Annotated in this window: 24 protein-coding genes; 18 read left to right on the forward strand and 6 right to left on the reverse strand. The window is 58.7% G+C overall.

Annotated features, from left to right (window positions below; genetic code table 11):
• Positions 1-37 precede the first annotated feature (37 nt).
• Complete coding sequence (locus tag KHU33_RS06825) at positions 38-1,063, forward strand: patatin-like phospholipase family protein (protein WP_211461759.1); 1,026 nt, start codon at positions 38-40, stop codon at positions 1,061-1,063.
• Positions 1,064-1,086: 23 nt separating this feature from the next.
• A complete protein-coding gene (locus KHU33_RS06830) occupies positions 1,087-1,974 on the forward strand; it encodes an alpha/beta fold hydrolase (protein ID WP_211461760.1) in 888 nt (295 codons plus the stop codon).
• Between the two features lie 27 nt (positions 1,975-2,001).
• Here KHU33_RS06830 and KHU33_RS06835 read toward each other — a convergent pair whose 3' ends face one another.
• Positions 2,002-2,604: a TetR/AcrR family transcriptional regulator gene (locus KHU33_RS06835; protein ID WP_230414098.1), complete on the reverse strand. Its 603-nt coding sequence runs from the start codon at positions 2,602-2,604 to the stop codon at positions 2,002-2,004.
• 132 nt (positions 2,605-2,736) lie between these two features.
• Between KHU33_RS06835 and KHU33_RS06840 the strand changes: the two genes are divergently transcribed.
• A complete protein-coding gene (locus KHU33_RS06840; RefSeq protein WP_211461761.1) occupies positions 2,737-3,774 on the forward strand; it encodes an SDR family oxidoreductase in 1,038 nt (345 codons plus the stop codon).
• Between the two features lie 27 nt (positions 3,775-3,801).
• Here KHU33_RS06840 and KHU33_RS06845 read toward each other — a convergent pair whose 3' ends face one another.
• From KHU33_RS06845 to KHU33_RS06860, 4 genes are read right to left on the reverse strand one after another with little or no spacing between them, the layout of a single operon-like run.
• Positions 3,802-3,990 (reverse strand): hypothetical protein, encoded by a 189-nt coding sequence (locus KHU33_RS06845; protein ID WP_211461762.1) that lies wholly within the window; start codon positions 3,988-3,990, stop codon positions 3,802-3,804.
• A gap of 9 nt (positions 3,991-3,999) precedes the next feature.
• Entirely contained in the window at positions 4,000-5,538 is a 1,539-nt protein-coding gene (locus KHU33_RS06850; RefSeq protein ID WP_211461763.1) for a DHA2 family efflux MFS transporter permease subunit, read from the reverse strand.
• 18 nt (positions 5,539-5,556) lie between these two features.
• Positions 5,557-6,762: an HlyD family secretion protein gene (locus tag KHU33_RS06855; protein WP_211461764.1), complete on the reverse strand. Its 1,206-nt coding sequence runs from the start codon at positions 6,760-6,762 to the stop codon at positions 5,557-5,559.
• A gap of 24 nt (positions 6,763-6,786) precedes the next feature.
• Complete coding sequence (locus KHU33_RS06860; protein ID WP_211461765.1) at positions 6,787-8,241, reverse strand: efflux transporter outer membrane subunit; 1,455 nt, start codon at positions 8,239-8,241, stop codon at positions 6,787-6,789.
• Between the two features lie 173 nt (positions 8,242-8,414).
• Between KHU33_RS06860 and KHU33_RS06865 the strand changes: the two genes are divergently transcribed.
• The 8 genes from KHU33_RS06865 to KHU33_RS06900 all read left to right on the forward strand — a co-directional run bounded on the left by KHU33_RS06865 (position 8,415) and on the right by KHU33_RS06900 (position 15,599).
• Positions 8,415-9,014 (forward strand): TetR/AcrR family transcriptional regulator, encoded by a 600-nt coding sequence (locus KHU33_RS06865; RefSeq protein ID WP_211461766.1) that lies wholly within the window; start codon positions 8,415-8,417, stop codon positions 9,012-9,014.
• A 117-nt stretch (positions 9,015-9,131) separates the two neighbouring features.
• On the forward strand, positions 9,132-9,962 hold the full coding sequence (locus tag KHU33_RS06870; protein WP_211461787.1) for a 3',5'-nucleoside bisphosphate phosphatase: 831 nt from the start codon (positions 9,132-9,134) through the stop codon (positions 9,960-9,962).
• Between the two features lie 215 nt (positions 9,963-10,177).
• The gene (locus tag KHU33_RS06875) at positions 10,178-10,678 is read left to right on the forward strand and encodes a hypothetical protein (protein WP_211461767.1); all 501 of its coding nucleotides are present in this window, start codon (positions 10,178-10,180) and stop codon (positions 10,676-10,678) included.
• A 207-nt stretch (positions 10,679-10,885) separates the two neighbouring features.
• Positions 10,886-12,091, forward strand: coding sequence for a cytochrome c oxidase subunit II (locus KHU33_RS06880; protein ID WP_211461768.1), 1,206 nt, complete (start codon positions 10,886-10,888; stop codon positions 12,089-12,091).
• A gap of 12 nt (positions 12,092-12,103) precedes the next feature.
• On the forward strand, positions 12,104-13,879 hold the full coding sequence (locus KHU33_RS06885; RefSeq protein ID WP_211461769.1) for a cytochrome c oxidase subunit I: 1,776 nt from the start codon (positions 12,104-12,106) through the stop codon (positions 13,877-13,879).
• Positions 13,876-14,532, forward strand: coding sequence for a cytochrome c oxidase subunit 3 family protein (locus KHU33_RS06890; RefSeq protein WP_211461770.1), 657 nt, complete (start codon positions 13,876-13,878; stop codon positions 14,530-14,532). Before KHU33_RS06885 ends, KHU33_RS06890 begins: the two co-directional genes overlap by 4 nt.
• A gap of 42 nt (positions 14,533-14,574) precedes the next feature.
• Entirely contained in the window at positions 14,575-15,276 is a 702-nt protein-coding gene (locus tag KHU33_RS06895) for a heme-copper oxidase subunit III family protein (protein ID WP_211461771.1), read from the forward strand.
• An 8-nt stretch (positions 15,277-15,284) separates the two neighbouring features.
• Positions 15,285-15,599, forward strand: coding sequence for a cytochrome C oxidase subunit IV family protein (locus KHU33_RS06900; RefSeq protein WP_211461772.1), 315 nt, complete (start codon positions 15,285-15,287; stop codon positions 15,597-15,599).
• 2 nt (positions 15,600-15,601) lie between these two features.
• Here KHU33_RS06900 and KHU33_RS06905 read toward each other — a convergent pair whose 3' ends face one another.
• Complete coding sequence (locus tag KHU33_RS06905) at positions 15,602-16,741, reverse strand: SLC13 family permease (RefSeq protein WP_211461773.1); 1,140 nt, start codon at positions 16,739-16,741, stop codon at positions 15,602-15,604.
• Between the two features lie 166 nt (positions 16,742-16,907).
• On the opposite strand from KHU33_RS06905, the gene htpX reads away from it, so the two are divergent.
• The 7 genes from htpX to bamC form a co-directional block, all read left to right on the forward strand.
• A complete protein-coding gene (gene htpX, locus KHU33_RS06910; RefSeq protein WP_211461774.1) occupies positions 16,908-17,792 on the forward strand; it encodes a protease HtpX in 885 nt (294 codons plus the stop codon).
• A gap of 66 nt (positions 17,793-17,858) precedes the next feature.
• Positions 17,859-18,482, forward strand: a complete 624-nt coding sequence (locus KHU33_RS06915; protein ID WP_211461775.1) for an L-threonylcarbamoyladenylate synthase — start codon at positions 17,859-17,861, stop codon at positions 18,480-18,482.
• 135 nt (positions 18,483-18,617) lie between these two features.
• Complete coding sequence (locus KHU33_RS06920) at positions 18,618-19,274, forward strand: site-2 protease family protein (protein WP_211461776.1); 657 nt, start codon at positions 18,618-18,620, stop codon at positions 19,272-19,274.
• 43 nt (positions 19,275-19,317) lie between these two features.
• The gene (locus tag KHU33_RS06925; RefSeq protein ID WP_211461777.1) at positions 19,318-20,520 is read left to right on the forward strand and encodes a tryptophan--tRNA ligase; all 1,203 of its coding nucleotides are present in this window, start codon (positions 19,318-19,320) and stop codon (positions 20,518-20,520) included.
• 60 nt (positions 20,521-20,580) lie between these two features.
• Positions 20,581-21,147 (forward strand): class I SAM-dependent methyltransferase, encoded by a 567-nt coding sequence (locus tag KHU33_RS06930; protein WP_211461778.1) that lies wholly within the window; start codon positions 20,581-20,583, stop codon positions 21,145-21,147.
• Positions 21,148-21,285: 138 nt separating this feature from the next.
• Complete coding sequence (gene dapA / locus KHU33_RS06935) at positions 21,286-22,164, forward strand: 4-hydroxy-tetrahydrodipicolinate synthase (protein ID WP_211461779.1); 879 nt, start codon at positions 21,286-21,288, stop codon at positions 22,162-22,164.
• 52 nt (positions 22,165-22,216) lie between these two features.
• The coding region (gene bamC / locus KHU33_RS06940; RefSeq protein WP_211461780.1) for an outer membrane protein assembly factor BamC at positions 22,217-23,232 on the forward strand (1,016 nt) is incomplete at its 3' end.

Here is a 23,232-nt window from a genome sequence, read left to right on the forward strand (position 1 = left end):
CCATTTCAACCGATAGCAATCTTCTGGGGTAATTTTCATGCAAAACAAAATAGTGACTTTGGCGCTGCAGGGCGGTGGTTCTCACGGCGCGTTTACCTGGGGCGCCCTGGATCGCCTGCTGGAAGACCCCAGGATCGATATCGAGGGCATCAGCGGCGCCAGCGCCGGCGCCATGAATGCGGTGGTGATGAGTTATGGCCTGGCGATCGGCGGCCGTGACGGCGCGCGGCAGGCGCTGGCCGATTTCTGGGATGGCGTCAGCACCAGGGATCTCTACAGTTTCATGCGGCCGGACGCCTTGAGCGAGGCCGGGATTGCTTCCCAGGCGACTTCCTCGGCGCTGTTGAAGCATATGTTTTCCGTCACCAGGATGTTTTCACCGTATCAGCTCAATCCGTTCGATCTGAATCCCTTGCGCGATATCTTGAGCAAGCAGATCGATTTTGAACGTTTGCGCGCAGACGGCAAAGTCAAGCTGTTCATCGCCGCAACCCAGGTCAGTACCGGCCGCCTGCGTATCTTCCGCAATGACGAACTGACGCAGGAAGCGTTGCTGGCGTCGGCCTGTCTGCCGTCGATGCACCACGCGGTCGAGATCGATGGCGAAGCGTATTGGGATGGCGGCCTGACCGCCAATCCGCCGATTTTCCCGTTGCTGCATTTATGCAACTCGCCCGACATATTGGCGGTGCTGCTGCATCCGTTCCGCCGTCCGCTGGTACCCACCGGCACCGACGAAATCGGGCAGCGCCTGAGCGAAATCAGCTTCAGCTCCACCTTTTTTACCGAGCTCGGCGGGCTGGCGCTGGCCAAGCGCGAAACCGAAGCCGATCCCAATGCCAGCGGAAAAATGCATGAACGGCTCAAGGAGTTGCGCATCCATGTGATCGATTCGGATGCCTTGATGAGCCAGTTGAGCGTCGCCAGCAAACTGAATACCAAAGCGTCCTTCATCCTCGCCTTGCGCGACGCCGGCCGGGTGCGCGCGGAACACTGGCTGACAGAGAAATTTTCCGGCGCCGAACTGGAATCGAATTTCGATCTCGATCAATTCCTGGCTTAACGTGCATTAACGTCATCATGCAAATGAAAGTATCCCGATCGGAATTCATCCCCTTGCGCGGCTTGCGTTATCACGTGCGCCACTGGGGCCGCGCCGGCGCTCCAAAAATTTTCATGCTGCACGGCTGGATGGATGTCTCGGCCTCGTTTCAATTCGTGGTCGATTGTCTGCAGCACGACTGGCATGTGATTGCGCCGGACTGGCGCGGCTTCGGTTTGACCGAAGGGCCGCCGGTGGACAGTTATTGGTTCCCCGATTACCTGGCCGATCTGGACGCCATCTTGCAACATTATTCGGCCAGCGCGCCGGTCAATCTGCTCGGGCATAGCATGGGCGGCTATGCGGTCGGCCTGTACGCTGGCACGCGGCCGCAACGGATCAAGGCCTTGATCAACCTGGAAGGTTTCGGCGGCGCGCGGCAGCCAGCCGAACTGGCGCCGGCGCGTTACGCCAAATGGCTGGATCAACTGGCCGAAGCGGCGGCCTTGCAGAGTTATCCGGACCTGGCCGCGGTTGCCGCTCGCTTGCAGAAAACCAATCCGCGTTTAAGCGATCAGCGTGCGGCGTTTCTGGCGCAGCATTGGTCGCGCCAGAACGATTTGGGGCGCTGGGAAATCCTGGCCGATCCTGCGCATAAAATCATTAACCCGGTGTTGCCGAGAGTCGAGGAAATGCTGGACTGCTGGCGCGCCACCACGGCGCCGGTGTTATGCGTCGAGGCGGAACACACCAATATGTGGCAATGGATGGGCGGCAAAGAAGTGATGCGCAGCGAGATCGACAGCCGCATCGCCCAGCTGCCGCATGCCAGGAGCGCAGTCATCGCGGACGCCGGGCATATGCTGCATCACGACCAGCCGCAGGCGCTGGCGGCATTGATCGAACCGTTTCTGCAAGAGTGTTCCGGATAAATATAGACCAGAACTTATAGCTTAGAGCTACTTGACCGCAGCTTCTGCTCCAGCAATCAAACCACGAAGAAATAGCATGATCATCCTGCCCGTAGGGGCGGGATGGATCGCCGTGCCTTGCAATCCAAGTCCGTGAGCCAGGGCCATGAAGCCGGCCGCCAGTTGCTCGGGTTCGGCTGGCGGCTGCAGGCCCAGATGCGCAAATAGACGTCCGATAACATGCCCGAGTGCGCTACGGTGGGTTTTCCAGACAGTCTCATATTCTGCGGCGAAAGCGCGGCTGCGATTGGCGTGCAGCTGTAATTCGATCGAGAGCATAGTCCAATTGGCGTCAGCATGCAGCGTGGCTGCCCATGCATCCAACGCCGCCAGCACTTCCTCGCCGCTCAGCTCGGCGCTTGCAAACACGGCCGCCAGCTGCGTCGCCTCAGTCTCCATGTGCGCCCGCAGCAGTTCAAGCAGAAGGGCGTCTTTGTCTGCAAAATTCGAGTAGAAGGCGCCCTGCGAGTAACCGGCTTCTTCGGCAATCTCACGAATCGATGCTCCCCCGAAACCGTTTTGCACGAACAGTTTACGTCCCGCTTGAAGCAGTCGTTCGCGCGTCAGCGCCTGGCTTTGTTCGCGGTTCAAGCGGGGTTTTGTGGTTTGCTGGTTCATCTCGATGTAAATTAATCTCAAATATCAATTGAATTTTGAATTTCAATTGATATAATTTCGGATATCAACTGATATCTTAAATCCAATCGTCTACCGGGAGCAAGCATGCAACTACAAACCGCCTTTGTTACAGGGGCCACCGGGCTGCTCGGCAATAACCTTGTGCGTGAACTGGTACGCCGCGGGATCGCCGTAAAGGCTCTGGTGCGCTCGCCGGAAAAGGCCGCGCGCCAATTCGGCAGCCTGGCGGGGATTGAGTTGGTGCATGGCGACATGGAGCACGTCGCAGCGTTCTCTGCGGCTTTGCGAGGATGCGATGTGGTGTTCCATACCGCCGCCTTCTTTCGTGACAACTACAAGGGCGGCAGCCATTGGCAAACACTCCAGCGGATTAACGTCGACGGCAGCGCCGCCTTGATTGGGCAAGCTTATCGCCAGGGCGTCCGGCGCTTTGTGCAAACTTCCTCGATCGCAGTACTGAACGGCGTGCCAGGCTTGGCGGTCGATGAAACCAGGGAACGCGACCCGGCCGACGCCGATGATTATTATCGGAGCAAGATTCTGGCCGATCATGCGGTGCTGGCCTTCCTTGAAAAATTTCCCGACATGCATGCCAGCCTGGTTCTGCCAGGATGGATGTGGGGGCCAGGCGACATCGGCCCGACTTCTTCCGGGCAGGTAGCGCTGGATACCGTTCTGGGAAAATTGCCGGGCCTGGTGCCAGGCAGTTTTTCGGTGGTTGACGCCCGTGATGTCGCGCTGGCGCAAATCGCCGCCGCAGAGCGCGGGCGCAGCGGCGAGCGCTATCTGGCCGCCGGCCGCCATATGACGATGCGCGAACTGATTCCCCTGATCGGCCGGATCGCCGGAGTCGCCACGCCCAAGCGCATGCTGCCTTTGCCGCTTTTATTTGCGCTGGCGGGTTTGCAGGAAATCTATGCGCGCCTCAGCGGCAAACCGATCTTGCTCAGTATCGCTACGGTGCGCCTGATGGTCAAAGAGGCAGACCGCACGCGCTTCAATCACGCCAAGAGCGAGCGCGAATTGGGCTTGAAATTCAGGCCGGTCGAAGATACGGTTCGTGAAGTCATTGCCTGGTATCGGGAGCAGCAATGGCTGCCGCTTCAATCAGATGCAAACTGAATCGGTTCCGGACGCATTTTGGCTTCGCTATCGGTTTTCCTCAAAGGCGTCGATGATTTTGATCATGTTGTCCATGCGGCTCTGTTCCTGCAGAGTCGTCCGGCGATTCCACAGGATGTCGAATTCAACCACGGTCAAGTGATACTCGATTTCCCCTAACTCGCTTGTTTGGCTCATTTCGCCAATAGCGCTTGCATCCATTTCTTTCTCAAACATATGCGTTTCCTAATGCGCTGCCGAGGTATCTGCAATGCGTGTCGGCTTGGGCGCGAACCACACTGCAGTCGCCGCCAGCAAGAATGAGAACGCGGCTAGCATGAAAATATGATTGGTCGATAACATGATGCTTTGCGACTGCAAGGTTTGCTCGATGCTGACGCGCGCCTGTTCGGCGCTCAGGCCGGATTGCATCAGCGTATTGCCGGCGTCGCCGCTCTTGTCGACCAGGCCAGCCAGCTCCGCATGATAGTAAATCGCCTTGTTTTCCCAGCCGGTGTTGACCAGCGAAGTGGCGATGGCGCCGGACATGGTGCGGCAAAAACTCATCAGGCCGGCGGCCGAAGCTGTCTCGGAAAAATTGACGCTGCTCAGCGCCAGTCCGGTCAATGGCACGAAGAACAGCGGCAAGCCGATCCCTTGCAGCAGCAAGGGCCAGCCGATCTGAAAGGTGGTCATATCGGTGCTGTTGAAACTGCGCAGCAAGGTTACCGAGCCCAGCCACAGCACGCCGAGGCACACCAGTTTGCGCGGATCGACCTTGGTCGACAATTTGGCGACGAAGGGCGCGGTGATGACCGCCAGGATGCCGCTCAAGGCGGTAGTCTGGCCCGAGTGGGTGGCGGTATACCCCATGTAGCTTTGCAACCACAGCGGGGTCAGCACGGTAGCGCCGAAGAAGGCGCCGAACGCCAGGCAGATGGTGACGACGCTGGCCGAATAGCCGCGATGCCGGAATACCCGCAGATCGACTACCGGATTGCGCTCGGTCAGTTCCCAGATCAGGAAGGCAATGAAGCCGACGATGGCGATCAACGCCAGCGCGACGATTTCAGGCGAGGCAAACCAGTCCTTTTCCTTGCCTTGGTCCAGCATCAATTGCAAGGCCGCGACCCAGACGATCATCAGTCCCAAACCGACGGTATCGATAGGCACTTTCACCAGCGGCGACTCATAGCGCTTGAACATTTTCCAGCCGAGATAACCGCACAGCAGCGCCACCGGCACATTGATGTAGAAGATGTAGGGCCAGCTATATTGATCGCACAGCACGCCGCCCAGGATCGGGCCGGCAATCGGCGCAATCAAGGTCGTCATCGCCCACAGTCCGACTGCCGTCGGCGCTTTCTCTTTGGGAAAGACGCGCAGCAGCAAAGTCTGCGACAACGGAATCAGCGGGCCGCCGGCCAGACCTTGCAATACGCGGAAGGCAATCAGCAAGCCTAACGAGTTGGCCAGGCCGCACAAGGCTGAGAAAACGCCGAACATGATCATCGAGGCGATGAACACCCGCACCGCGCCGAAGCGATTGGCGAGCCAGCCGGTCAGCGGCACGGTGATTGCCTCCGCCACCGCGTATGAGGTGATCACGTAGGTGCCCTGGCTGGACGAAGCGCCGAGCGCGCCCGAGATGGTCGATACCGAAACATTGGCGATGGTGGTGTCGAGCACCGCAATGAAGTTGGCGGCGGCCAGCAGCAGGCCGGCGCCGATCAGTTGCGCACCGGCCAGGGGCTTGATCTGCGGCTCTGAAGAGATGGATGACATGATCTGCTTTCTATTTTTTCACATGCGCGAGGCCGGCGCGCTCTTGTCGCCGTGCGTATCGATCGACACTTCCATCGACAAGCCGACGCTCAGCGGCCGTGCCATCAAATCCTTGCGGTCTATCGAAATCCGCACCGGCAGGCGCTGTACCACCTTGATCCAGTTGCCGGTGGCGTTTTGCGCAGGGATTACCGCGAACGCCGAGCCGGTGCCGCCGGACAAGCCGACTACGGTGCCGTGGTATTCGACCGAACCACCGTAGATATCTGCACTCATGGTGACCGGCTGCCCCAGTTGCACCTGGGTCAACTGGCCTTCCTTGAAATTGGCGTCGACGTGCAGCGATTGCGTCGGCACCACCGACAGCAAGGCAGTGCCGGCCTGCACTCGCTGCCCAACCTGGACCTGGCGCCGGGCTATCACGCCGTCGACCGGCGCCCGCAATACAGTGCGCTCCAGATCCAGCTTGGCCTGGTCGCGCTTGGCCCGCGCCAGTTCGACTTCGGGATTGGTGGCGACCGTGGTGTTGGCGGTCAGCACGGTACTGGCTTGTTGCGCGCCGATGGTTGCATTGCGATTGCTCTTGGCTTGTATCGCTCCGGCTTCGGCTACTTTCATATTGGCTTGCGCCGTCAACAGCGAGCTGCGGGCATTGGTCACTTCTTCGCCGGAAACCGAGCCTGATTTGGCCAGCGCTTCACGCCGATGCAGATCGAGTTCGGCCCGTTGCAGATCCGCTTGCGCCGACAATACCTGCGCTGCGGCGCGGTTCTGCTCTGCTTCACGCGCCAATACCTGGGCCGCCAGTCCGGCGTCGTTGGCGAAATAGCTTTGCACCCGGCGCTGGGCGCGATCGAGGTCCGCCTCAGCCTGCAACAGCGCCAGCTTGGCGTCGCTGCTGTCGATCACCACCAGCACATCGCCTTGTTTCACATACTGGGTGTCGACCACTTTGACATCGGCGATGATGCCGTTGACAGCCGGTGTGATCGAGGCAATTTCGGCAGCCGTATACGCGTTATCGGTGCTGACATAACGCGAGCCGATGAAGTACCAGTAAGTGCCGTAGGCGAGGGCGGCAAGCAGGATGGCGCCGCCCAGCAAGGCGAACAGTTTCTTGCGCTTTTGGGTAGTGGCGGCCTGTGCCGCTTGTTCGGCCTTGCCGGCGGTTGCGGTGGCGGTAGCAGCTAGTTCTTGCGCAGCTTGAGAATCGGAATGTGACATGTTGTTCTTACCTATAGTGTTTGATCAGATGGCAGCTTGCCGGTAGCCGCCGCCTAGCGCCCGCACCAGTTCCACATCCAGCGAGAACATGCGTGAGCGTAGCGTCGACAGGTCGCGCTGGTTGGTGAGGAAGGTGTCTTGCGCATTGAGCACGTCGAGGTAGGTGGCCAGGCCGCCTTGGTAGCGGTTCTGGGCAATCTGGAAGGCGGCTTCGGCTGCGTCTGTCGCTTCCTGTACTTTCGCCAGGCGCCCCGACAGCGCTTTTTCACTGACGGCGACATCGGCCACATCCTGCAGCGCCTGTGTCACGGCGCCGTCGTAATTGGCGACGGCTTCGTCGTAGCTGCCGCTGGCCTGGCGGTATTGACCGCGCAGGCGGCCGCCTTCAAAGATCGGCAGCGATATGGCCGGGCCGATGCTGCCGATATCGGAGCCGGCTTTGGTCAGCATGCCGAGGCCGAGCGATTGCAAGCCCAGGTAGGCAGTCAGGTTGACGTTGGGATAGAACTGCGCCTTGGCCACCTTGATCTGTTTGGCGGCGGCTTCGGCGCGCAGGCGTGCGGCAACCACGTCCGGCCGGCGGCCCAGCAGATTGACCGGCAGTTGCTGCGGCAAGGAAAATGGCTTGGAGAGATCGAGGGCCGGCCGTTGCAATCGCAAGCCGCGATCCGGGCCGGCGCCGATCAACGCCGCGATCTTGTTGCGTTGCAGGTCGATCGATTCGTCCAGGCTCAGCAGATCGGCCTCGGCGCTGGCCTTGCGCGCCAGCACTTGCTTGACGCTGCCCAGCATTTCCAGGCCGTTGACGCGGCGCTGCTCAAACAAATCCAGCGTTTGGATCCGTACTTGCAGCGCTTCTTGGGCGGTATCGTGCTGGCTCAGCAGGCGCTCGAACTCGGCATAGGCGGCGGCAATCGAAGTCGCCAGCGTGATCCTGGCCTGCGCGGCGTCAGCCCTGGCGGCTTCCAGATCGGAAGCGGCGGCAGCCAGCGCGGCGCGGTTCTTGCCCCAGAAATCGATTTCATAACTGAGGTTCAGCGTCGCCTTGCCTTCGTAGTTGTAGTTCTGCGGTACGAACGCTGCCGGCACGCCGTTGTTGTAGCTTTGCTTCATATAGTCGGCCGAGGCGTTCGCGCTGACTTGCGGCAGCAGGGCGGCGCCTTGCTGTTGGGCGACGCCTTCGGCTTTCAGCAGGCGCGCCTGGGCCGCCGCCAACGACGGCGCGCCTTTCAAGCCTTCGGCGATCAGGGCATTCAATTGCGGGTCGCCGTATACCGTCCACCAATTGTCGTCAGGCCAACTGACGGCATTGCCGGCCAGCAGCGGCCCGGTTTGATAGCTGCCGATGTCCTTAGGCTCGGCGCGCGCGCCGATTTCAGAGAACTGGGCACAGCCGCTGATGCTCAGGGCCAGCACGCACATGCTGGCGATACCGCGCAGGCTGAGGGCGGTGTAGGGTGAAAAATTAGGGGGTGACATAGGTGGTATCCGTTGATGTTTTATTATAACTATACTGTACGGTATAGTATAGTATTGACTTTTCAGCGTCGTCAAGTAAAACTGGCGTACTTAAAAAAGCAGGTTTTTTTACAACAACGGCACGGCAGGTTGCCGCTAACACCATTGGCATGTATGGACAAGGATCAAATTTAATGCGCAAGAAAAGTGAAGAACGACGACAGGCAATCCTCGATATCGCGGCGCAGATATTTAATGAGGTAGGGGTCGAACAAGCCTCGATGTCGGAAATCTCGGCGCGCCTGGGCGGCTCGAAGGCAACGCTGTACAACTATTTTTCATCGAAAGAAGAGATCTTTATCGAGGTCATGCTGCAGCATGCCGGGCAGCAGTTTGAATTGGTCTTCGGCAGCCTGGATGAGTCAGACGATTTACCTGCGACCTTGCAGCGTTTTGGGACGCTGTATTTGCAGACCGTCTTGCAGCCCGAAATAATTGCCGCCCGCCGTCTTATCGTTTATCACGCCGAGCGTGCCAAGCTTGGGCAGACGATGTATGAGCGCGGGCCGAAAAGAGGCTGGACCGTTGCTGCCGAATTCCTCAAAACCGCGATGGAAAGAAAGCAATTGCGCCAGGCCGATACCTGGCTCGCAGCATTGCAATTGCGCGGGCTGCTGGAAGCCGAATGGATGGAAGTCAGGATGTTGGGAGTCGTCACTAATGTGACCGCGCCCAAGCTGCGCGGCTCGGTAGAACGTGCAATCGATGCATTCATGCGAATCTACGCCATATGAGAAAGTCGCCGGCTTATCGATATTTTGCTGGCGGAGAAAATGTGCGTTCGCAGCATGAGCGGCCCAAGGAGCGTACAATCGTGGCTTGACGGCTGCTTCCCCCTGCACGGACTAATGATGTTGAACGTTGATCTCCATTGCCATTCCAATATTTCCGACGGCACCTTGACGCCGCAGGAAGTGGCTGCACGCGCCAAGGCGAATGGCGTCGATCTCTGGGCCTTGACCGATCACGACGAAATCGGCGGCGTCAGCGAAGCACGGGCCGCAGCGGCAGCGCTTGATCTGCCTTATGTGGCCGGGGTCGAGATCTCGATCACCTGGGCCGCGCAGACCATCCATATCGTTGGTTTGCAAATCGATGAAACCAATCCCGAGTTGGTGCAAGGGCTGGCGGCCACCCGCGGCGGCCGCGAACGGCGCGCGCACGAAATGGCGGCGCAACTGGCGGCGGTAGGGATTCCCGACGCCTTCCAGGGCGCCTTGAAACACGTCGGCAATCCAGATCTGATATCGCGCACGCATTTTGCCCGCTATCTGGTGGAAATCGGCCGTTGCGCCGACACCAGCGAAGTGTTCCGCAATTTCCTGACCGAGGGCAATCCCGGTTATGTGCCGCATCGCTGGGCCTCGCTGGAGCAGGCGCTGCGCTGGATCCGTGGCGCCGGCGGGGTGGCGGTAGTGGCGCATCCGGGACGCTACAAACTGAGCGACCTGGCGTTCGACGCTTTTTTCAATGAGTTCAAGCAACTGGGCGGCGCTGCGATCGAAGTCATGACCGGCAGCCATACGCCGGACCAATATGCCTATTACGCCAAGGTTGCCGCCGATTATGGTTTCCTGGCGTCGCGCGGTTCCGATTTTCACAGTCCGGCCGAATCGCGGGTCGATCTCGGCGCCTTGCCGCCGTTGCCCGACAGCCTCACACCGGTCTGGCATAACTGGTAATTCCGTACGCTCCCTGCGTAGTCTCCCTCAATAGCCATCCTGTCGCCTGGCCGTGTATCCGCAGTGTTTGCTGCTGCATTGCAGCATAGTTACTACCTTTGCATGTCTATGATTCTGTACTACTCTGAAATTGAGTCTGTTGCAGAGTTTATTGCGCAGGGTCTTGCCATATCTGTAACGGCGACGTAGTTGTTGGTTATTGCTAGGAGGTCATCATGGAACTTCACATGCATTCGCATCACTTGGAGAATCGCTTGCCGGACTGGCCGGCTGCAGCTGTCTCCGGGTTTGCCGCCGGTGCGGTCGTGATGGTGCTGGAATTGCTTTGGTCAACCCTGGTGATGGATACCAGCCCCTGGATCACATCGCGCATGATTGCCGCCATCGTCCTCGGACCGGATACGATGCAAGCAAGCAGCTTCAGTGTCGGCGTGGTTGGCGTGGCCTTGGCTACCCACTATGTGCTGGGTATCGTGCTGGGCCTGATCCTGGCAGGCATCATCGCACCTTTCCACTTCGACTCCAGCATTGGCATGGTACTGCTGACCGGCGCAGTGTTCGGCCTGGCCGTCTATCTGTTCAATTTTTACGGCATGGTCCGCTTCTTCTCATGGTTCAGCGAGATGCGCGGCTGGGCAACCGTGGCAGCCCATTTGATTTTCGGCATGTCGGCAGCGATCATTTATTGGAAGCTGGAACGGCCGACAGCGAAATAACGGCGTACGCTAACCGGTGGTATTGACGGTAGCTGTTGGCGGATCAGGATTGCAAATCAGGTTGGCGACTCTGATCCGCCTGGCAAGCCGCCGGACAGGCAGCGCGTTGCTGCTGCGATCCGTTGCCGTCTGTGGCGATCAAAGAGTAGTCTTTTCATCGCGTCTAAGTCACTGCTGCGGGCATGGCTTGCAGGAGAAAGGATAGCTATGGCCATGGCTGTTGCGCTGGTCTTGATCGTTGCCGCCTCGCTGCTGTTTCATTTTGTCAGCCCGTGGTGGGCAACGCCGCTGGCGTCGAACTGGCGGCAAATGGACGATACGCTGACCATTACGCTAGTCGTCACCGCTTTCTTCTTTGTCGTTATCAATCTATTCATCGTCTATATCTTGCTGCGCTTTCGTCATCGCGAGGGACGGCGTGCGGCCTATCGGCCCGAAAACAGGAAACTCGAACGCTGGCTGATCGGCGCTACCAGCGTCGCTATCATCGGTTTGCTGGCGCCTGGCCTGTTTGTCTACGCAGCCTACCTTTCGGTGCCGGCGAATGCGCTGGATGTGGAAGTGGTCGGCCAGCAATGGCAATGGCGTTTTCGTTATCCCGGCGCCGGCGGCAAGCTGGGGCGCTCCAGCGTCGACTTGATCAGCGCCGCCAATCCGTTCGGGCTGGACCCCGCCGATCCGGCCGGCCAGGACAATGTCCTGATCAATAACAACGAGCTCCATCTGCAGATCAACCAGCCGGTCCGGATGCTGCTGCGTTCGCAGGATGTGCTGCACGATTTTTACGTGCCGCCGTTCCGCGCCCGCATGAACATGGTGCCTGGCATGGTGACTTCATTCTGGTTCACGCCGAACAAGCTCGGCCGCTATGAAGTCTTGTGCGCACAATTGTGCGGGGTCGGCCATTCCGGCATGCGCGGTTACGTGGTGGTGGAAGACGCCGTCAGTTTCCAGAAGTGGTTGAAGGCGCAGCCGACGTTTGCCCAGACCATGGCGCCGCCAGCGCCGGTGGCTGCCAATCCTGCCGCAGCGGGCGGCGCTGTTGCGGCGATTGCCGGCGACGCCCTGGTAGCGCAGGGCAAGGCGCTGGCTGAGGCTAAAGCCTGCGTTGCCTGCCATACGGTGGACGGCAGTCCGCGCGTCGGTCCTACCTGGAAAGGTTTGTTCGGTAAAACCGAAACCATGGAAAACGGCAGCACCGCATTGGTGGACGACGCTTATCTGAAGAATTTCATCCGCAATCCGCAGGCGCTGGTGGTCAAGGGCTTTGCGCCGATGATGCCGAAGATCGAGCTGAGCGATGCTGAACTGGAGGCGCTGGTGGCTTACATCAAATCGTATGGCGCGCCGGCGGCGGGAGCGCCAAAGCAGCAGGCGCAACAATCCACGCCATCCCGCACACCATCCCGCTAACCGAGGAACGTCATGGCCTACACCGACGACAGCGCACAGCATGCACGCCATGCACACGATGACCACGCACCGCAAAGCTTCTTTCTGAAATACGTCTGGAGCCAGGATCACAAGGTGATTGCGGTCCAGTACGCCAGCGTCGCCATCCTGGCCGGGCTGGTGGGGGTAGGGCTGTCGAATCTGATGCGTTTGCAACTCGGTTTTCCCGGCAAATTCGCCTTTATCGATGCGCCGCATTACTACCAGTTCATGACCATGCACGGCATGATCATGGTGATCTATCTGCTCACCGCGCTGTTCCTCGGCGGCTTCGGCAACTACCTGATCCCGCTGATGGTGGGCGCACGCGATATGGTTTTTCCCTATCTGAACATGCTGAGTTTCTGGGTCTACCTGGTCTCGGTGATCGTGCTGATGGCGAGTTTTTTCGTGCCGGGCGGGCCGACCGGCGCCGGCTGGACTTTATACCCGCCGCAGGCGATCCTGCCGGGCACGCCGGGTTATGAGTGGGGCATCATCCTGATGCTGGTGTCGCTGCTGATCTTCATCGTCGCCGCCACCATGGGCGGCTTGAATTACGTCACCACCGTGCTGCAAGCCCGTACCGAGGGCATGACCTTATTGCGCATGCCGCTCACCGTGTGGGGAATTTTCGTTGCGACCATACTGGCGCTGATGGCTTTTCCTGCACTGTTCGTGAGCGGCGTCATGATGCTGCTCGACCGCACGCTGGGCACCAGCTTCTTCATGCCGGCGCTGGTGTCGATGGGCCAGATCAGCAATTACAAGGGCGGCAGTCCCTTGCTATTCCAGCATCTGTTCTGGTTTTTCGGCCATCCCGAGGTCTATATCGTGGCCTTGCCGGCGTTCGGCATTGTGTCGGACCTGATCAGCGTGCATGCGCGCAAAAGCATCTTCGGCTATCGCGCCATGGTGTGGGCGATCCTGGCGATCGGCGTGCTGAGCGTGGTGGTGTGGGCGCACCATATGTTCGTCAGCGGCATGAATCCGTATTTCGGCTTCCTCTTTGCGACCACTACCTTGGTGATTGCCGTGCCTACCGCCATCAAGGTTTACAACTGGGTGCTGACATTGTGGCGCGGCGATATCCATCTGTCGGTGCCGATGCTGTTTGCGCTGGCTTTCATCAGCACCTTTCTGGTCGGTGGCCTGACCGGACTGTTTCTCGGCAATGTCAGCGTCGATATTCCTCTGTCGAATACCTATTTCGTGGTGGCGCATTTCCATATGGTGATGGGGGTAGCGCCCTTGCTGGTAGTGTTTGGCGGGATCTACCACTGGTATCCGAAGGTGAGCGGCCGCATGCTCAACGAAGGGCTGGGAAAATTTCATTTCTGGGCCACCTTCATCGGCACCTATGCCATCTTTTTCCCCATGCACTATCTCGGCATTCTCGGCATGCCGCGCCGCTATTACGCCTTCGACGGCTATACGTTCATCCCGGATTCGGTGCAGTCGCTGAATGCCTTTATCAGCGTGGTTGCATTGATCGTGGCAACGGCGCAACTGGCGTTCGTCTTCAATCTGATCTGGAGCGTTTTCCGCGGCAAGCCAGCGCTGCCGAATCCATGGCGCGCAGCGTCGCTGGAATGGCAGACGCCGGACACCCCGCCCGTCCACGGCAATTGGGGCGAGCAGCTGCCGGTGGTGTATCGCGGCGCCTATACCTACAGCGTGCCAGGCGCGGCGGAAGATTTCATTGCGCAGAACGCACCGCCGGTGGCCGGCGACGCCGAGTCGCGCCTCGCTAAGGAGACATACGCATGAGCCTGCATCAGGCCGCCATCTTGAAGCCGCCGGCCGCCGGCTATGTGCGTTATGGCTATGGCAGCGAAGGCCAGCCTTCCGATCAGCACGAAGCCGCTGTCAGCGTCGCCCTGTGGGTATTCATCGGCGTCGCAACCTCGCTATTCTCGCTTTTCCTCGCTGCCTATTCAATGCGGATGGATGCGCGCGACTGGTCGCCGCTGGCGCTGCCATGGCAGCTCTGGCTCAGCAGCGCACTGCTGCTGCTTGCCAGCGTGCTGTTGCAACTCGCAGCCAGAGCAGCCGGCGCCTTCTATCTGCAACGCGCCCGTACTTTGCTGACCGCTGCCGGCGTCTGCAGCATCGCCTTCCTGGGCGTGCAATTGTGGGGATGGCAAGCGTTGCAGGCGGTCCATGTGACAGCCCGCGGCAACCCCGCCGGCAGTTTCTTTTACTTGCTGACGGCCATGCACGGGCTGCATGTGGCGGGCGGACTGGTCGGCTGGGGCATTACTGCTGCCGGCGCCTGGCGGCCGGACGCCAGCCGTCTGGCCTGGCGGATTCGTTTGTGCGCGCGTTACTGGCATTTCCTGCTGGCGCTGTGGGTGCTGCTGTTTGCCGCACTGGGCTGGCTGACGCCGGAACTGGTGCGCATGGTCTGCGGTACGCGTTGAAGGCGGGAGTGAAGGCGAGTAAGCAGCCGCAAAGGAGAATGTATGAACACAGTTATTTCGCCAACGCCAGCCACAGCGGCCCCCAACCGCTGGCGGCAACTGGTGGCCGACTGGTCCTCGGACCGGCAGGCGTTCCAGGTGTCCTGGGGCAAAGCGATGATGTGGATCTTCCTGCTGTCCGACACCTTCATTTTCAGCTGCTTCCTGACCGGCTACATGACGGTGCGTATCTCCAGCACCATCCCCTGGCCCAATCCGAGCCTGGTGTTCGGTCTGAGGATCGGCGGCGCCGAGGTGCCGTTGCTGTTGATTGCCATCATGACCTTTATCCTCATCAGCAGCAGCGGCACGATGGCGATGGCGGTCAATTTTGCTTATCGCCGCGAGCGGGCAAAGGCGGCGATACTGATGTTTGTCACCGCCGGTTTCGGCGCATGTTTCGTCAGCATGCAGATGTTCGAATGGACTAAACTGATTTTGCAGGAGGGGGTCAGGCCCTGGGGCAATCCGATGGGAGCGCCGCAGTTCGGCTCGACCTTTTTCATGATCACCGGCTTCCACGGCTTGCATGTGACCGCCGGCGTGATTTACCTGATTACGGTGGCCGTACGCCTGCTGCGCGGCCGTTATGACGAAGGCACCAGGGCCGGCGGCAACTACCAGATTGTCGAAATCGCCGGCTTGTACTGGCACTTTGTCGATCTGGTCTGGGTCTTCATTTTTGCCTTGTTCTATCTTTGGTAGGTGCGCTCATGACTTCCGCCACAGGACAACAACATCCGATCAGCCTGTATCTGAAGATATGGGGCCTGCTGTTCGTGCTCAGCACGTTTTCCTATCTGGTCGACTACTTTAATTTTCACAGCTACCTGCGCTGGACCCTGATCCTGATGCTGATGCTGATGAAGGCCGGGCTGATCGTCGCCTTTTTCATGCACATGGCCTGGGAACGGCTGGCGCTGGTGATCGCAATCCTGTTGCCGCCGATGTGCCTGCTGGTGCTGGTAGGCCTGATGGCGACCGAAGCCGATTACACGTTCTTGACCAGGCTTTCGTTTTTCCGCTGAATTCAGGCCAGCAAGCCCCAGGCAATCAAGGCTGACAAGATGAGGAAGGGAAAAGAGTACAAGTGGAAGCGCAGCCACAGATGGCGCCCGGGAGCCATGCGCAGCGCGATGATGTTGGCCAGCGAGCCGATCGCCAGGCCGAAACCGCCGGCGTTGACGCCGTATGCGATCAGCTTGTAAGCCGCAGAATAATTCACTAACAAGATAGTGGCCGGAACGTTGCTGATGATTTGCGAGCCGAGCAGGGCGCTCATAAACAGTTCAAGCCGGGAAAAATGCGGAATCGCCGCCACCCATTCCTGGATCGACTGCAACTGCGTCAGCAAGCGGATGTCGATAAACATCAGGATGAAGACCAGGATCAGGCTCCAGTCGACTTGGGCCATGATCTCCCGGCAAAACAGTAGCGCGGCCGCCGCCACGCAAAGCAAGCCCCAGCCTGGATGCCCTAGTTCCACCATCGCCAGGAACGCCAGATAGAGCAGCCCGCAAGTCCTGAGCAGCCCGACCCGGCAGGCGGCAGGATCGTCTGCCAGTTCAACGTGTATGGTTTGTTTGGGAAAGCAAAACCAGGTCGCCAGCAGCAACAGCAAAAAAATCGCCAACGCCAGCGGCGCCATTTGCCAGGTGAATTCGGCAAAGGATAGATGCGAGCGCTGCCACAGCAGGATGTTTTGCGGGTTGCCGATAGGCGTCAGCAGCGAGCCGGCATTCACCGCCAATGCTTCAAAGATCACCAGGCGGCCGATCGGCAAGCCGCTGATGCTGCCCAGGCCGACGGTCAGCGGGACCATGATGAACAGCGCGATGTCATTGGTCAACAGGGTTGACAACAGAGCCGACGCCGACACCAGAAACACCGCCAGCACACGTTCCTGCTGCAAGCGGTTGATGATGCTCCGCCCCAGATGTTCCAGGTAGCCGCTGACTTCGATGCCCTTGGTCAGCAACAGCATGCCGGCCAGGGTCGCGATGGTGCTCCAGTCGACCCAGTGCCGATATTCCGCCAACGGTTGCGGCGACAGGGCGGAGAGCAGGATGGCGATGAGCAGCAGCAGGTGCATCAGGCGATCGCGTAGAAACGGCCGGCAGATTTGGGCGATGAAGGAGGGTGCGACGATTGATTCAGTGGCAACAAGCATGAGTGTTTTTTAGATTGACGGGCGGATTGCTTTTGTTGTGAAAATTTTATGCAAATGCGATGTTTTGCGAAGCAGGCAGTCTGGCATAATTGCTGCTCCTGCCCTTGAAATTTGCATCGGCAGCCTTATTTTAAAGGCACTTCTTTCCCATTCTGGAGTTTTTTACATGAAACGTATTTTCCTGTTCCTCGCTACCAATATTGCAGTGATGGTTGTGATGAGCATCGTTTTGTCGGTGCTGGGCGTGGACCGTTTCCTGACGCGCGCCGGCCTCAACCTGCCGATGCTGATGGTGTTTTCGCTGGTGGTCGGTTTCACCGGTTCGATTTTCTCACTGCTGATCAGCAAGCAAATGGCGAAATGGTCGACCGGTGCGCGCGTCATTGCCACACCGTCCAATTCGACCGAGCTGTGGCTGGTGGATACGGTGGGCAAACTGGCGCAACGCGCCGGCATCGGCATGCCTGAGGTGGCAGTGTATCAAGGCGATCCGAATGCGTTTGCCACCGGCGCTTTCAAAAACTCGGCGCTGGTGGCGGTTTCCACCGGCCTGCTGGAAAGCATGACGAAGGAAGAAGTCGAGGCTGTATTGGGCCACGAGATTGCCCACGTCGCCAACGGCGACATGGTGACCATGACCCTGATCCAGGGCGTGGTGAACACGTTTGTGGTGTTCCTGTCGCGCGTCATCGGTTATGCTGTCGATCGCGCTTTATCGCGTGACAATAACAGCGGCCCTGGCATCGGTTATATGGCGACTGTGATAGTGTCGCAGATTGTGCTGGGAATAGGCGCATCGCTGATCGTCGCCTGGTTTTCGCGTCATCGCGAGTTCCGTGCCGACGCCGGCTCGGCCAAATTGTTGGGGAGCGCCTTGCCGATGCAAAGGGCGCTGGCAAGGCTGGGCGGGGTTGAGCCGGCGACATTGCCGGAATCGATGGCAGCGCTGGGCATCAATGACAAGCCGGGTTTCATGGCGCTGTTTTCCAGCCATCCGCCGATAGAACAACGCATAGCGGCTTTGCGTAATCCGCAAATAACTGCTTTGTAATTCAGTACGCAGGGCGGCGCTAGCCTGAAGGCTAGCGCCGTTTTTTATTTTTTAAAATATTGAGCCATGAGCCAGTTTTTCCAAATTCATCCAGATAATCCGCAACTGCGGCTGATCAAGCAAGCGGTGCAAATCATCCAGGCCGGCGGCATCGTCGCGCTGCCGACCGACTGCTGTTATGCACTGGTCTGCCAGCTGGATAACAAGGATGCGGTAGAGCGGGTCAGGCGGATTCGCGGCGTCGACGACAAGCACCATCTGACCATGCTATGCCGCGACTTGAGTGAAATCTCGCTGTACGCCAAAGTCGATAATCGCCAGTTCCGCCAGCTGAAAAGCGCAACGCCAGGCGCTTTTACCTTCATTCTGGAAGCCACCAAGGAAGTGCCGCGCCGCCTGAGTCATCCGGCGCGCAAGACCATCGGCCTGCGCGTGCCGCAGCACAGTATCGTCAGTGCGGTGCTGGAAGAACTGGGGCAGCCGTTGATCGGCACTACATTGATTTTGCCGGGTGAAGAAGAAGCCTTGACCGATCCGGAGGAAGTACGCGATCAGCTGCAAAAGCAGATCGAGCTGGTGATCGATTGCGGCGCCTGCAGCCTGGAGCCGACCACGGTGATCGATTTGACCGGCGATGAGCCGGAGCTGGTGCGCCAGGGGCGTGGCGACGCCGGTTTGTTTGGTTTGTGATGCTTGGGACAGGGACGCTGTTTTCGTCAAGCCATGCTTTTTATTATTGTCTTTTTGTAATTTCTTCTTTCCATATAGTCCGCTCGCGGATCTTTTGCCGATGGCTTCTCGCGCCCCTCTGATAGAATCCCGCCCATGAACGATCTTATCCAAACCGTCGCAGTGTATGCCTTGCCCGTGCTGTTTGCCATTACGCTGCACGAAGCCGCGCATGCCTACGCCGCCAAGTATTTCGGCGATTCCACCGCCTACATGCAAGGCCGCATGAGCCTCAATCCGATCAAGCATATCGATCCTTTCGGGACTATCCTGATTCCGATACTGCTGTATTTTTCCACCGGCGGCGCCTTCCTGTTTGGTTACGCCAAGCCGGTGCCTATCAATTTCGGCCAGTTGCGCAAGCCCAAGCGCGACATGGCCTGGGTCGCGCTGGCCGGGCCGGCGGCGAATTTTTTGATGGCGCTGATATGGCTGCTGCTGCTGATCGGCCTGAAGGCGTTCCAGGTGCAGGAAGATTTTTTTGCCTTGATGGCGCGGGCCGGCATCCTGACCAATCTGGTAATGTTTGCCTTCAACCTGTTTCCGATCCCGCCGCTGGACGGCGGCCGCGTCCTGACCAGTCTGCTGCCTAACAAATACGCTTATAAATTCGCCCAGATCGAGCCGTACGGTTTTTTTATCGTGATGGGTGTGGTCTTGCTCAAAGTATTGTATTTTTGGATGATGCCGGTGATGGCCATTGCGCAGACAGTCTTGCAATGGATCGTGTCGCCGCTGCTCCTGTTGTTGTGATGAATTGTTGCGATGAATTTTTTATCCCGAGTTAACCCTGACTATGTATCCTGATCGCGTTGTTTCCGGTATGCGCCCAACTGGCGCCTTGCATCTTGGCCACTATCACGGCGCGCTGAAAAACTGGGTAAGGCTGCAATCCGAATTGCCTTGCCTGTTTTTTGTCGCCGACTGGCATGCGTTGACCACCCATTACGACGATCCGAGCATGATCGAAAGCAGTACCTGGGAGATGCTGATCGACTGGCTGGCGGCTGGGGTCGATCCCTCGCAAGCCACGCTGTTCATCCAGTCCAAGGTGCCGGAACACGCCGAACTGCATCTGCTGCTGTCGATGGCGACCCCGCTGGGCTGGCTGGAACGGGTGCCGACCTACAAGGATCAACAGGAAAAACTGGCCGACCGCGACCTGGCGACCTATGGTTTCCTCGGCTATCCGCTGCTGCAGGCCGCCGATGTCCTGATCTACCGCGCCAGCCAGGTGCCGGTGGGCGACGATCAGGTGCCGCACATCGAAATGATGCGTGAAATCGCGCGTCGTTTTAACCATCTGTACGGCAAGGAAAAGGGCTTTGAAGAGAAAGCCCAGGAAGCCGTCAAGAAGCTGGGCAGCAAACGCGCCAAGCTTTACAACGAGTTGCGCACCCAGTTCCAGCAGCAAGGCAGCGAAGACGCACTGGGGCAAGCCAAAGCCATGCTGGACGATGCCCAGAACTTGTCGATGATAGACCGCGAGCGCTTGTTCGGTTTCCTGGAGGGCAGCCGCAAGCTGATTCTGACGGAGCCGCAAGCGCTGCTGACTGAAGCCTCGCGTTTGCCGGGCCTGGACGGTCAAAAGATGTCCAAGAGTTATGGCAACGCCATCGCGCTGCGTGAAGACAAGGACGTGGTCACCAAGAAAGTGCGGACCATGCCGACCGATCCGGCACGGGTGCGTCGCACCGATCCGGGTGATCCGGACAAATGCCCGGTCTGGCAATTCCATCTGGTGTATTCCGACGATGCAACCCGGCAATGGGTGACCAAGGGCTGCCGCAGCGCCGGCATCGGTTGCCTCGAATGCAAGCAGCCCGTGATCGACGCCATCATTAGAGAACAAGAGCCTATGCACGAACGGGCTCAGCAGTATCTCGACGATCCCTCGCTGGTGCGGGCAATTGTGGCGGATGGCTGCGATCATGCACGCAAGCTGGCGCAGGATACGATGCGCGATGTGCGCGAGGCGATGGGCTTGAGCTATAACTGAAGCCCGGCTACCCGTTCTTCAACGTTAATTCGTCAATCCAACAGATAACGGCAGACAAGCGTGTCGATAAATTTGGTTTCATCCTGGATCAGCCGCTTCGGCGGCTTGATACCTGCCGGTACGGTATTGGATCTGGCTTGCGGCAATGGCCGCCACGCCGTCTGGCTGGCGCAGCGCGGCCTGCAGGTTTTGGCGGTTGACCGCAATCCTGAGTTGCTGGCGGAGATCCAGGCGGCCGGCGTAACGACGCGCCAGATCGATCTGGAAGGCGGCCCGGCGGAGGTGCTGGCGGATTTATTCCATGCCTCTCGATTCAGCGCCGTGGTGGTAACCAACTACCTGCATCGGCCATTGTTTCCCCTGATATTGGAGAGCGTGGCAAAGCACGGCGTCCTGTTATATGAAACGTTTGCCGCCGGCAATGAGCAATTTGGCAAGCCCTCCAATCCCGATTTTTTACTGCAGCCCGGCGAATTGCTGGCCTTGCTGGCTGCCGATACGGCTAGTTGCTGGCATGTGCTGGCCTTCGAAGACGGTTTTATAGAAGCGCCGAAGCCGGCCATGGTGCAGCGGATTTGCGCCATTAAGCAAGCCGGCGGCACAGTTTCAGCTCTGCGTATCGCATAAGAATTTGACGCGGTTCAGAGGTGAATTGCGGTAGGTTTCCTCTGGGAAATTGTATTTGTAAACTGTTTTACAAGTGGAAATTACCCATAGCCACGGCGATCCGCTACAATCAGTCTTTTATTTTTCGCATTCACGATCATGATCAAGGGCAGCATTGTTGCAATCGTTACTCCCATGCACACCGACGGCAGTCTCGACTTGCCAGGTTTGCGAAAGCTGATTGACTGGCACATCGCCGAAGGCACCGACGCCATCGTTATCGTCGGTACTTCCGGCGAATCGCCGACGGTCACGGTAGAAGAGCATTGTGCCTTGATCAAGCTGGCGGTCGACCATGCCGCCAAACGGATTCCGATCATTGCCGGCAGCGGCGGCAATTCCACCGCGGAAGCGATCCAGCTGACGCGTTTTGCCAAGGAAGCCGGGGCCGACGCATCGCTGCAGGTTGTGCCTTATTACAACCGGCCGACGCAAGAGGGCATGTACCAGCATTTCAAGAAAATCGCCGAAGCGGTCGATTTGCCGGTCATTTTGTACAATGTCCCCGGCCGCACCGTGGCGGACATGAGCAATGAAACCGTACTGCGCCTGGCGCAAGTGCCAGGGATTATCGGGATCAAGGACGCCACCGGCAATATCGGCCGCGGTTCCGATCTGATTCGTCTGGCGCCGGCAGATTTCGCCGTCTATTCCGGCGACGACGCGACCGCCATGGCTTTGATGTTCTGCGGCGGCAAGGGCAATATTTCGGTGACGGCCAATGTCGCGCCGCGCGATATGCATTTGCTGTGTGTCGCGGCAATGAACGGAAATGTTGCTGAAGCAGTCAAACTGAACAACAAACTTTTGCCGCTGCATAATAAATTATTTGTTGAGCCGAATCCTTTGCCTGTGAAATGGGCGCTCACGGAGATGGGCATGATGTCGGACGGAATCCGTTTGCCATTGGTGCCGCTGGCTGCCGAGTTTCATGCGACGGTGCGGGCGGCGCTGCGTGAATCGGGTGTATTACAATAAACTGCGCTGACAGGCGTTTCCATTTCTCTCGTCTTTTTGATCCTGTATCCACATGACTATTCGCAAGAACATTCCATCGACTCAAATCAGTCTCACACAACGTGGCGTTGTCATCGCTTTGGCGCTCGCCGGTCTGGCAGGATGCTCGTCGATCGGTTCGGTGCTTGAACCGGATCGCATCGATTACAAAAGCGCAGGCAAGGTGACGGCGCCAAAACTGGATATCCCGCCTGATCTGACGCAGTTGCAGCGCGAGAATCGTTATGCGATTCCTGAATCGAACGCAGGTACTGCGACCGCCTCCGGTTATAACCTTGAGCAGGGCGCGCGCCCGGCCGAAGCTGCCGCTGCAATCGCACCTAACGCCGCGCCTGACATGCATATCGAACGCGATGGTTCGCAGCGCTGGCTGGTGGTCAAGGCCAGCCCTGAAAGCCTGTGGCCCAAGGTCAAGGATTTCTGGCAGGATTCGGGTTTCCTGATCAATGTCGAAAATTCGGAAACCGGTGTGATGGAAACCGACTGGGCTGAAAACCGTGCCAAGATCCCACAGGATTTCGTGCGCAATACGCTGGGCAAGGTATTCGATTCCCTGTATTCGACCGGTGAGCGCGACAAGTTCCGCACCCGCCTGGAGCGCGGTCCTAACGGCACTACCGAAATCTATATCAGCCATCGCGGCGCGGAAGAAGTATTGTCCGGCGCGCAAAAAGAATCGAGCATCTGGACTGCACGCGCTCCCGATCCGCAACTGGAAGCAGAATTCCTGTCGCGTTTGATGGGCCGTCTGGGCAACGACGAAGTGAAAGCCAAGGCAGCAGTCGCCAATGCGCCATCGTTGCAAGCACGTTCCAAGCTGGTGAAGAACGCCGCCGGCGATTATGTGCAAGTGGATGAAGGTTTCGACCGCGCATGGCGTCGGGTTGGCCTGGCGCTGGACCGTGTCGGTTTCACGGTGGAAGATCGTGACCGCACGCAAGGCCTGTACTTCGTGCGTTACGTCGATCAGGATGCAGACGCCAAGGACAAGAAATCGGATAAGGGTTTCTTTGCCAAACTGTTCAGCAG

Origin of the sequence: Collimonas silvisoli, assembly GCF_018305005.1 — a bacterium.
Lineage (GTDB): Bacteria > Pseudomonadota > Gammaproteobacteria > Burkholderiales > Burkholderiaceae_D > Collimonas > Collimonas silvisoli.